Source organism: uncultured Clostridium sp., from assembly GCF_963527835.1.
Classification (GTDB): domain Bacteria; phylum Bacillota; class Clostridia; order Clostridiales; family Clostridiaceae; genus Clostridium.
In genome coordinates this window covers 11,936-22,838 of record NZ_CAURTC010000019.1, presented here as the reverse complement: position 1 = coordinate 22,838, position 10,903 = coordinate 11,936, and the positions used below count along the sequence as shown (strand labels likewise).

The following is a 10,903-nucleotide window of genomic DNA, read 5'->3' as shown; positions in this document are numbered from 1 at the left end:
GAAGGCACAATGGTAGGAATTCTATTAGTAACTCATGGAAAATTTTCAGAAGAAATATTAAAGAGTGCAGAACTTATTGTAGGAAAACAAGAGAAAATATTAACATTAGGACTTCAACATGGAGATAGTGTTGAAATGTTAGGCGATAAGGTTAAAGAGTCAATTAAATCTTTAGAAGATGGTGATGGAGTTTTAGTATTAGTAGACCTTATGGGAGGAAGTCCTTATAATGTAGTTGCTCTAAATTCAAGTAAATTATCAGATATTAATTTTAGATGTATAACAGGTGTTAATTTACCAATGTTACTTGAAGCAATTACGATGAGAGAAATTTATAATTTAGATGATTTAACTAATTATTGTATTGAAACAGGAACAACAGGAATTAAAGAATTATTTAAAGAAATGGAATTATTAAAAGCAAGTATATAAAAAGGAGAGGGTAAATATGTTAAATATTGTTTTAACAAGAATAGATGATAGATTAATACATGGTCAAGTAGCAACAGCTTGGTCTAAAATTACAAAGGCAACTAAAATAATAGTAGTAGATGACGCTGTAGCGCAAGATTCATTTATGGAAATGGTTTTAAAATCAGCGGCTCCATCTTCAATTAAAGTTGAAATATATGGAGTAAGTGATGCTGTTAATGCTTTGAATAAGGATGATGATGGAGAAAGAGTAATAGTCTTAGTTAAAACTCCAATGGTTGTACTTGATCTTGTAAAAGCTGGAGTAGGAATAAAGGAATTAAATCTTGGAGGAATGGGTGCAAAACAAGGCAGAAAACAATTCTATAAGAATATTTCAGTTTCAGATGAAGAAAAAGAAGCATTTAAAGAGCTTACGGAATTAGGAGTAAACGTTTTTGTACAAATTGTTCCTGATGCAAAGCAAATCCCATTAGATAAGATATAACAAATATTTTAATTAAAAGTTAGAGTAAATAGTAAATAATTCTATTTGTTGTAAACGTATTAATAATAAATTTTAAATATAAATAGGAGGGATTAGTATGAATGTTACAATTTTACAAGCTGTATTAATAGGATTTTTCTATTACATATCATGGAGTCCATGGTTTACTTATGCAGGATTTTTCACATTTAACAGACCTTTGGTAGCTGGATTTATAACAGGAATAATATTAGGACAACCTTTAGAAGGTGCATTAATAGGAGCTGGTATAAATGTTATTTATTTAGGATTTATATCAGCAGGAGGAGCTCAAATGGGAGATCCTGCTTTTGCTGGATATGTTGGTACTGCACTTGCACTAATTTCTAATCTAGATATTGAAACTGCAATGGCAATAGCAGTTCCTCTTGGTACTATTGCAACAATTCTATGGATAGGAAAAATGACAATTAACTCATTCTTTGTTCACTGGGCAGATAGAGAAGTTGAAAAAGGAAATATTGATGCCGTCGGATTTATAAATGTAATACCGCCACAAATAGCACTTTTTTTACTAAGCTTCATACCTGCAGCATTAGTTGTATATTATGGACCTAATGCAGTATCAGGATTATTAGAAGTTTTAAGTCCTAATGTATTACATGTATTTAATGTAATAGGTGCAATGTTACCAGCATTAGGTATTGCAATGAACTTAAAATTAATAGGAAACTCATTTACAATGCCATTCTTTGTATTAGGAATCATAATGTCAGTTCATTTCCAACTTGATATAGTTATTATATCAATAATAGGAATGGTAATCGCATTAACTGTAACTGCTATAAAGAATAGTAATTCTACTTCTAATGCATAAAAGGAATTTGAGAGGAGGAACTATAGATGTCAGAATTAAATGTTATGCCTACAAATAAGCCTGTGGAAGATAATGAAATTAAAACTTTAAATAAAAGGGATGTAATAAAATCTTGGATTAGATGGTTTATGTTTGCACAATCAAATTATAATTATGAAAGAATGCAAGCCACATCCTTTGCACATTCAATGTTACCTATAGTAAAGAAGTTGTATAAAGATAAAGAGGATAGGAAATCAGCAGTTCAAAGACATTTAGCGTTTTTTAATACTGAACCTATTTGTGGATCTGTAATTCACGGTATAACTATAGCTATGGAAGAGGAAAAATCTAATGGTAAGCCGATAAGTGATGAAGGATTTAATGCTATAAAAACAGGATTAATGGGGCCTTTAGCAGGTGTTGGTGATACATTAACACAAGGGATTATTACACCTATTTTACTTGCAATATGTATAGGTATTACTAATACAGGAAATGTTGCTGGACCAATAATATTTTTAATATCACAATTTGCTATAATGGGTGGTATATCATTTACTTTATGGATGAGTGGGTACAACCTTGGTAAAAAAGCTGTGGAACAAATATTACAAGGTGGAAAAATAAATAAAGTAATTGAAACTGCATCTGTACTTGGTACTCTTGTAATGGGTGGACTTGTTGGTAGATTTGTTGATTTACAAACTAATATAAGTTTTAATATGGGAGAAGTTGATTTCAGTTTACAAACAGATCTTTTAGATAAATTAATGCCAGGATTAATACCTTTTGCTTTGACATTAATAGTATTACAAATGGTTAGAAAAGGAGTTTCTCCAATTAAAATAATGGGAATACTTATCGCAGCTGGTGGAATTTTAGGAGCTTTAGGTATATTCTAATTAACAAAAAAAGTTTGAAATTTAAATATTGTTTTTAAGATAATCCTTAATTTGTATATACCATGAAAAATAAATTTCATGGTATATATTAATTTTATAGGTTATTGAAGTAAATAAAAGTATACCATATATAGAAAAATACTTTTAAAAAGTATAGCATATATTTTATATATGTGTATATATACAAATGGCAATTATTATGATAGAATAAATTGAATATAAAATGAAAAAAATATGTTCTAGGTAAGGAATTTAATCATAGGAGGATTATAGTATGAATAATAACAAAGAAAAGCTTCAAGAAATATCAAAGCTTATAAGAAAAGATATAGTAACTATGCTTACTGAATCAGCATCAGGACATCCGGGTGGATCTTTATCAATAGCAGATATAATGAGTGTATTGTTTTTTAATGAAATGAACATAGATCCTAAGAATCCAAAGAATCCTGATAGAGACAGATTTGTATTATCAAAAGGACATGCTGCACCAGCTTTATATAGTGCATTAGCAAGAAAAGGTTATTTTGATGTAGAAGAATTAAATACTTTAAGAAAAATAGGATCTAGATTACAAGGACATCCTAATATGAATGACTTACCAGGAATTGATATGTCAACAGGTTCATTAGGACAAGGAATTTCAGCAGCTGTTGGAATGGCATTAGCAGGTAAATTAGATAACAAAAATTATAGAGTTTACACTATATTAGGTGATGGAGAACTTGAAGAAGGTCAAGTTTGGGAAGCATCAATGTCAGCAGCTCACTACAAATTAGATAATTTAACTGCATTTGTAGATTATAATGGACTACAAATAGATGGAAATATTTCAGATGTAATGAATCCAGCTCCAATTGATAAGAAATTTGAAGCTTTTGGATGGAATACATTAATAATAGATGGTCATGATTATGATCAAATTTTAGATGCAATTGAAAAAGCTAAAAATATAAAAGGACAACCAACTGTTATAGTTTGTAAGACTGTAAAAGGTAAGGGTGTTTCATTTATGGAAAATCAAGCTGGATGGCATGGAACAGCCCCTAGCGTAGAACAATGTGATCAAGCATTAAAAGAAATTGGAGGGGAAAACTAATGGGTAATAAAATAGCAACTAGAGAAGCTTATGGTAAGGCATTAGTAAAACTTTCAAACATGAATAAAGATGTTGTAGTATTAGATGCAGATTTATCAAAGTCAACTAAAACAGCAGATTTTAAAGCAGCTGCACCAGAAAGATTTATTAATATGGGAATAGCAGAAGCTAATATGATGGGAGTTGCATCAGGTCTTTCAACTTGTGGAAAAGTTCCATTTGTTAGTACATTTGCAATGTTTGCAGCAGGTAGAGCATTTGAGCAAATTAGAAATTCAATTTGTTATCCAAAGCTTAATGTTAAAGTTTGTGCAACTCATGCAGGATTAACAGTAGGAGAAGATGGAGCATCTCATCAATCAGTTGAAGATATTTCATTAATGAGAAGCATTCCTAATATGACAGTAATAAATCCAGCAGATGCAATTGAAACTGAGGCAGCTATTTTAGCTGTAGCAGAATATAATGGACCTTGTTATGTAAGACTTGGTAGATTAGCAGTTGAAAATGTAAATAACGATGCTGACTATAAGTTTGAAATAGGAAAAGGTGTAACATTAGCAAATGGAAATGATGTTACTATAGTAGCAACAGGAATAATGGTTAAATTAGCATTAGAAGCTAAAGAAGAATTAGCTAAAGATGGAATAGATGCAAGAGTTATTAATATTCATACTATAAAACCTATAGATTCAGAATTATTAATAAAAGCAGCAAAAGAAACAGGTGCTATTGTTACTGCTGAAGAACATAGCATAATTGGCGGATTAGGTTCTGCTGTATCAGAAGTATTATGTGAAGAAATGCCAGTTCCAGTATTAAAAGTTGGAATTGAAGATACGTTTGGTGAAAGTGGAAAGCCAGAACAATTATTAAAAGCATATGGCTTAACAACTGAAAAAATAGTTGAAAAGGTTAAAAAAGCAGTATCAATTAAAAGATAGTTAGCTTTATTATTAGGTAGCAATACTTTAAGTTATTGCTACCTTTTTTTGTTTTAAAGAAATTATTAATTTTTTAAGTATTAAAAAATCCAGTCATAAATAAATTTAGTTGAGAATCGAAATTAGAAAGTATAGATTGCAGTAATAAATTCTGTTATATAAGTTTAAAATATATGTTTTTATAAAAGTTAAGCTTTTAACTCAAACTCTCAATTATTATAGTTCTATTTTCAACGAACAAAGCGTATAATAGTGATTTTTATTATTTTAGTTAAGTATTAAATATTTAATAAAATGATATTGATATTGTAAAAAAATAATGGGAAAATATATAGTGTTTATTACATATTTTGAATAATAAAAGGCAACTGTGGAAATATAGATATAGATTTATAAATAGGGGGAATGATTATGAGAAGTTTCATAAAAGAGTATGGCATAATGACAATAGGCATAATACTAGTTGCACTAGGAAATGAGTATTTTTTTATACCTAATAACCTTGCTGGTGGCGGAATAACTGGAATAGGTATTATAATAAATGAATTTGCACCTAATATTTCAGTTGGAGCTATAACTTTTATATTAAATGTTATATTATTAATTTTATCATTTATATTTATAAATGGTGATTTTGGGGTTAAAACAATATATGCAAGCTTAGGATTGTCAATAATAATGTTGATTGTAGAAAAATTCTTTAATCCAGTTGCTATAACAAAGGATCTTATAATAGCAACAATTTTTGGAACTATAATAGCAGCTTTTGGTATGGCATTAGTTTTTAATCAAAACTCATCTACTGGAGGAACTGATATATTAGCTAAAATATTGAATAAATTTTTTAATTTAGATATAGGTAAATCATTACTAATAGTAGATTTTATTATTACATTTGCAGCAGCTTTAGTATTTGGAATAGACATAGGTTTATATTCTATGCTTAGTGTAATAATATTAGGAATACTTGTAGATAACTTTATCGAAGGATTTAATATATGCAAACAAGTGATAATTATTAGTCAAAAAAATGATGAAATTAGCAAATATATAATGGATGTATTAGGTAGAGGATGTACTTTTTTAAAAGGAACAGGTGGTTTCACTGGCAATGATTCAACAGTTTTGTATGCTGTATTAAGTAGAAATCAGTTTATAAAATTAAAAAGATTTATACAAGAAATAGATACAAAAGCATTTATAACAGTTGGAGAAGTGCATGAAGTCTTAGGAGAAGGATTTAAAGATATTCAAAAGGATTAAATAGAATAGAATTTGCATATTTAAGAAATTTGTATAACATTAAAAACTCTTCTATGATATAATTATTTTGTAAGTTTTACAGAGAAATTGTATAATTTCATCCAAAGGAGAGTTAATATGATTGAGTTTAAAAATATATCAAAAATTTATGATAATAATGTAAAAGCGTTAAGTGATGTAAATATAGAAATAAATTCGGGCGAATTCGTTTTCTTGGTAGGACCAAGTGGATCTGGAAAGTCAACATTTATTAAGATGATATTAAAAGAAGTAGAACCGACTAATGGTAAAATAATAATAGGAAATAAAGATTTATCAGTTATAAGTAGAAAACAAATACCGTACTATAGAAGAAAAATAGGTATGGTATTCCAAGATTTCAGACTTATACCTAATTTAAATGTATATGAAAATGTTGCATTTGCTATGAGAGTGGTAGAAGCATCACCGAGAGAAGTAAGAAGAAGAGTACCTATGGTGTTATCATTAGTAGGTTTATCCCATAAATACAAAATGTTCCCTAATGAATTATCTGGTGGAGAACAACAAAGAGTTTCGCTTGCAAGAGCATTAGTAAATAATCCATCTGTTTTAATAGCTGATGAACCAACAGGAAACTTAGATCCAGAAACAGCTAGAGAAATAATGGAATTATTAGATGATATAAATAAATCAGGAACAACTGTTTTAATGGCCACCCATGCAAAGGAAATAGTTGACTATATGAAAAAGAGAGTTATAGCAATTGATAGAGGCGAAATAGTAAGAGACGAAAAGAGAGGTAAGTACGAAGATGAGAATTAATACATTTACATATTTTATAAAAGATGCATTTACTAGTTTAAAAAGAAATAGAACTATAAGTTTTGCCTCAATACTTACAGTACTTATAACCTTCTTTGTTTTAGGAATATTTATACTATTAGCAGGTAATGTAAATCAAGCTATTAGTAGTGTTCAAGATAAAGTTGATCTTAAAGTATTTCTTAAAGATGATATAAAACTTATTGATCAAAGAGAAATAGAATTAAAATTAAGAGAACTAGAAGGTGTTAAGGACGTTGTACATCAATCAAAAGAAGAGGCATATAAAACAGTTCAAGAAACAACAAGTGAAAATGAAGGATTATTACAAGGTTATACTTTAGAACATAATCCATTCCCAGCTTCATTTACTGTAAAATTAGAATCGCCTGAATATGCAGAAAATATAAGCCAAGCTTTAGATGGATTTACAGGAGTTGAAAAGATAGACAATCAGAAAAAGGTTGTTGATGGAATCGTAAAACTTGTAAAAGGTATAAATGTAGTTGGCGGAGCATTATTTATAGTTTTAGTTGGAGTATCTATTTTCTTAATAATGAATACAACTAAATTAACAGTTTATTCAAGAAGAAGAGAAGTTGGAATAATGAAGTTTGTAGGAGCCACTGATTGGTTTATAAGATGGCCTTTTATAATAGAAGGTATGGTAATTGGAGTTTTAGGATCTACATTATCATGCATAGTGTTATTCTTTGCTTATAAAGGAGTATTTAGTTGGATAGCATCAATGATGATGTTTGTCACTCTTGTTCCTCCTATATATATTTTAAAAGTAGTGTTATTAGAATTTGTAATTGGTGGAATTTTAGTTGGTGGAATAGCCAGTGCATCAGCTTTAAGAAAATTCTTAATAGTATAATTTCCTATAAATAAGAATAAAATTAACTTATAAATAAAAATAATGGACCAAATATTCTTTAGATATTTTTAATTATTAGAATAAATATAGTATTAATACTTTATTTATTCTAATAATATAAATAAGTAAAATATATTAAAGAGTAATGGTTTATTATTTTTTTTAAATGTTTTATATTATAGTTATAAGACCAAGTAATTATATAAATAATAGAGTAGGTATCTAATTTAGCATATAATGGTTGTACACTATTGGATAACGATTTCTAAGTTTTAGATAATAGTTAAAATTTAACAATTTTTTAAGAGCGAGAAAAAATACATATAAATATTAGAAATATTTTTATAACACAGAATACGAAAGGAAGTCTAGAACGGTGAGTGATTTAAGAAGAGGCGAAGAAAAGTCTAGAATAAGTAAGACGTGGCGAATAATCATAAGTACTGCTATGTTACTAGTAATTGGAACAGGATGCATATTTGTAGGAAATTATTTAGCAACTAAAGGTGTATTATTAACTACATCTTCACCAAAGGTTTCAAGTGAATTAAAACAAATAAAAGATGTGGATAAATATTCAGCACTATTTCAAGTTAGGGAAGCTTTAATATCAAAATTTGATGGTGAAATAGATGATAATACATTGCTGGAGGGTGCTATTAAAGGTATGGCTGCATCATTAGAAGATCCATACACAGTATTTATGAATAAAGAAGAATTCAGCAAGTTTATGGAACAAACTACTGGTAGTTTTATGGGGATAGGAGTTCAAGTTGGAGTAAAGAATGATAAAATAACAATAATAGCTCCTATTGAAGGTTCACCAGCAGCTTCAGCAGGATTACAATCTGGTGATGTAATACAAAAAGTAAATGATGTTGAATTGGATGGAACAGAACTTGATAAAGCAATATCTATGATTAGTGGAAAAGAAAAAGCAGAAGTAAAATTAACTATTGCTAGAGGTGAAAACAGTCCATTTGATGTAAATGTAACAAGAGATGTTATAAAAGTTGAATCAATAAAAGGTGAAATGATTGATTCGTCTATTGGTTATATACAATTAACATCTTTTATGGATGAAAATATTACAGATGATTTTAAAAACAAGATAAATGAATTAAAGAACTCTGGGATGAAAGGATTAATATTAGACTTAAGAGGAAATCCAGGTGGATTACTTTCACAAGCTGTTGGAGTAGCATCTCAATTTATACCAGATGGAAAAATAATAACATATACTATTGATAAATATAATAATAAAGCTGAATCACCATCTATTGGAGGAATAGCAGAAGGATTTCCGTTAGTATTACTTGTTGATGGAGGAAGTGCTAGTGCTTCAGAGGTTGTTACAGGAGCGTTAAGAGATTATAAAGTAGCAACAATTGTTGGAACAACTACATTTGGAAAAGGAATAGTTCAACAACCTATTAGGTTTTCAAATGATATAGGTGGACTTAAAGTAACAGTTTCAAAATATTATACCCCTAATGGAGAAAATATTCATAAAAAGGGCATAGCGCCTGATTATGATGTGGAGATACCTAAAGATTTATTCAAAGAAACATATACTAGAGATATAGATCCACAATTTAATAAAGCTTTACAGCTTATAACTGAAAAGCTTAATTAGGGGGATTAATATGGAATTAGCATTTTATACATTAAGAGGGGTCGCTGGTGCAATAGTAAATCCAGGATTGATGATTGTACTATTTTTTTTAGGGATAATATTATATTTTAAAAATAGAAATTTGGTTATGATGCAAAGATTAATTCTAGGGGATAATATAAATACTCCCCTAGAACTAACTTTATCACAAATTGCATTAGGAGTAGTAGCAGGTGCAATAGGCAGCATTATACTTAGCATATTAGGAATAAGATTTTGGGAAAATTCAGGTATAATATATTTATTTATGATTTCAATAATTTTAATGTTCGTAAAACCAAGATTTATATGTTTTTCTTATTCAGGAGCTGTATTAGGAGCTATAAGTATAGTAATTAGTCTATTATCAAATGTATTTCCTTCATTAAAGAGCACTACAATTTTCAATATTGATATAGTATATCTTATGACATTTATAGGTGTATTACATATTGTTGAAGGTTTTTTAGTTATGATAGATGGAGATAGGGGTTCTATTCCTATCTTTAGTAACAAAAATGGAAAGATAATAGGTGGATTTTCTCTTAATAGATATTGGGTTTTATCTATAGCAATATTAATATTAGCGTTATCTAATAATGATACAAGCAATTACATAACAACTACTATATTAACACCTAAAGGATGGCCATTTATAAGTGGAAATTTAACAAATAATTTATTAGCATTAAGCACAATATCAATAATGCCACTTTATGCTGTAATAGGTTATTCATCAATTACGTTTACAAAAAGTAAGAAAGAAAAAGCTGTACATTCAGGACTTTCTATATTGTTTTATGGAATATGTTTAACTTTAATAGCTCAAATTGCAAGATTTGGACTTGTTTTTGAAATAGTAGTAATAATATTTGCTCCATTTGCACATGAAATGATGTTAAAAATTCAAAGAGATAACGAAAATAAACAAGAGCCTAAATTCATTAGCGATGAAGAAGGACTAGTTGTATTAGAAGTTGTTCCTAGAGGTATAGCGTATAATTTAGGAATAAAACCAGGAAATAAGTTAATATCAGTAAATAATGGTGTTGTAAATTCTGAAGCAGATGTACTTATTATTTTAAAAGAAAATTTTTATAATGTTACTTTTAAAATTAAAGATTTAAGTGGAATAATAAAAGAAATACCAGTTAAAACTAGTAAAGGTAAGAGACTTGGGATGCTTTTAGTTCCAAGAACAATAAAAGAACAAGATAAAATATGTATAAAAGAAAACAAATTTTCGAATATATTAAATAATGCAAAAGAAAAACATCAGTAGTTTTATTTTATAAGTTGAAAACAGTTGATATTTTAGTGTAAAGCTCACTGGACTGAGGAATTTACTTTAAGAACTCTAAAAATAAAGCTTAGTCTAATTAATGCATGTTCCCAATGAAACATTGTACTGTGTGAAAGTTCGTGTAGCCAAATATAAAATTTGGGTACTTACTTTTTGACTCTCACTTAAGAGTTCTAAAAAGCAAATTCCAATGTCAGATAGCAATTACACTAAAATATCAACATTAACGTAAAATAGCAACTATATAATATAACGCCAGTAATTCTCGTTGAATTTACTGGCTTTTGTTTTTCTTAT

11 protein-coding genes are annotated in these 10,903 nt (G+C 28.5%); all 11 read left to right on the top strand.

Going from position 1 to position 10,903, the window contains the following annotated elements; genetic code table 11:
* The first annotated feature begins 9 nt into the window (after positions 1–9).
* The 11 genes from RYM86_RS10375 to RYM86_RS10325 all read left to right on the top strand — a co-directional run bounded on the left by RYM86_RS10375 (position 10) and on the right by RYM86_RS10325 (position 10,585).
* Positions 10–432: a PTS sugar transporter subunit IIA gene (locus RYM86_RS10375; protein ID WP_315080252.1), complete on the top strand. Its 423-nt coding sequence runs from the start codon at positions 10–12 to the stop codon at positions 430–432.
* Positions 433–448: 16 nt separating this feature from the next.
* Positions 449–919 (top strand): PTS sugar transporter subunit IIB, encoded by a 471-nt coding sequence (locus tag RYM86_RS10370; RefSeq protein WP_315080251.1) that lies wholly within the window; start codon positions 449–451, stop codon positions 917–919.
* A 97-nt stretch (positions 920–1,016) separates the two neighbouring features.
* Positions 1,017–1,775 carry a PTS sugar transporter subunit IIC gene (locus RYM86_RS10365; RefSeq protein ID WP_315080249.1) on the top strand — a complete coding sequence of 253 codons (759 nt, stop codon included), beginning with the start codon at positions 1,017–1,019 and terminating at the stop codon, positions 1,773–1,775.
* A gap of 26 nt (positions 1,776–1,801) precedes the next feature.
* On the top strand, positions 1,802–2,659 hold the full coding sequence (locus RYM86_RS10360) for a PTS system mannose/fructose/sorbose family transporter subunit IID (RefSeq protein ID WP_315080246.1): 858 nt from the start codon (positions 1,802–1,804) through the stop codon (positions 2,657–2,659).
* 274 nt (positions 2,660–2,933) lie between these two features.
* Complete coding sequence (locus tag RYM86_RS10355; RefSeq protein ID WP_315080244.1) at positions 2,934–3,758, top strand: transketolase; 825 nt, start codon at positions 2,934–2,936, stop codon at positions 3,756–3,758.
* Positions 3,758–4,702, top strand: coding sequence for a transketolase family protein (locus RYM86_RS10350; protein ID WP_315080243.1), 945 nt, complete (start codon positions 3,758–3,760; stop codon positions 4,700–4,702). Before RYM86_RS10355 ends, RYM86_RS10350 begins: the two co-directional genes overlap by 1 nt.
* A gap of 411 nt (positions 4,703–5,113) precedes the next feature.
* Positions 5,114–5,965: a YitT family protein gene (locus RYM86_RS10345; protein WP_315080242.1), complete on the top strand. Its 852-nt coding sequence runs from the start codon at positions 5,114–5,116 to the stop codon at positions 5,963–5,965.
* Positions 5,966–6,082: 117 nt separating this feature from the next.
* On the top strand, positions 6,083–6,769 hold the full coding sequence (gene ftsE / locus RYM86_RS10340) for a cell division ATP-binding protein FtsE (RefSeq protein WP_315080239.1): 687 nt from the start codon (positions 6,083–6,085) through the stop codon (positions 6,767–6,769).
* Positions 6,759–7,649, top strand: coding sequence for a permease-like cell division protein FtsX (gene ftsX, locus RYM86_RS10335; protein ID WP_315080237.1), 891 nt, complete (start codon positions 6,759–6,761; stop codon positions 7,647–7,649). The genes ftsE and ftsX overlap by 11 nt, the downstream gene beginning before the upstream one ends.
* A gap of 376 nt (positions 7,650–8,025) precedes the next feature.
* Complete coding sequence (locus RYM86_RS10330; protein WP_315080234.1) at positions 8,026–9,285, top strand: S41 family peptidase; 1,260 nt, start codon at positions 8,026–8,028, stop codon at positions 9,283–9,285.
* Positions 9,286–9,295: 10 nt separating this feature from the next.
* Entirely contained in the window at positions 9,296–10,585 is a 1,290-nt protein-coding gene (locus tag RYM86_RS10325; protein WP_315080233.1) for a signal protein PDZ, read from the top strand.
* Positions 10,586–10,903: the final 318 nt, after the last annotated feature.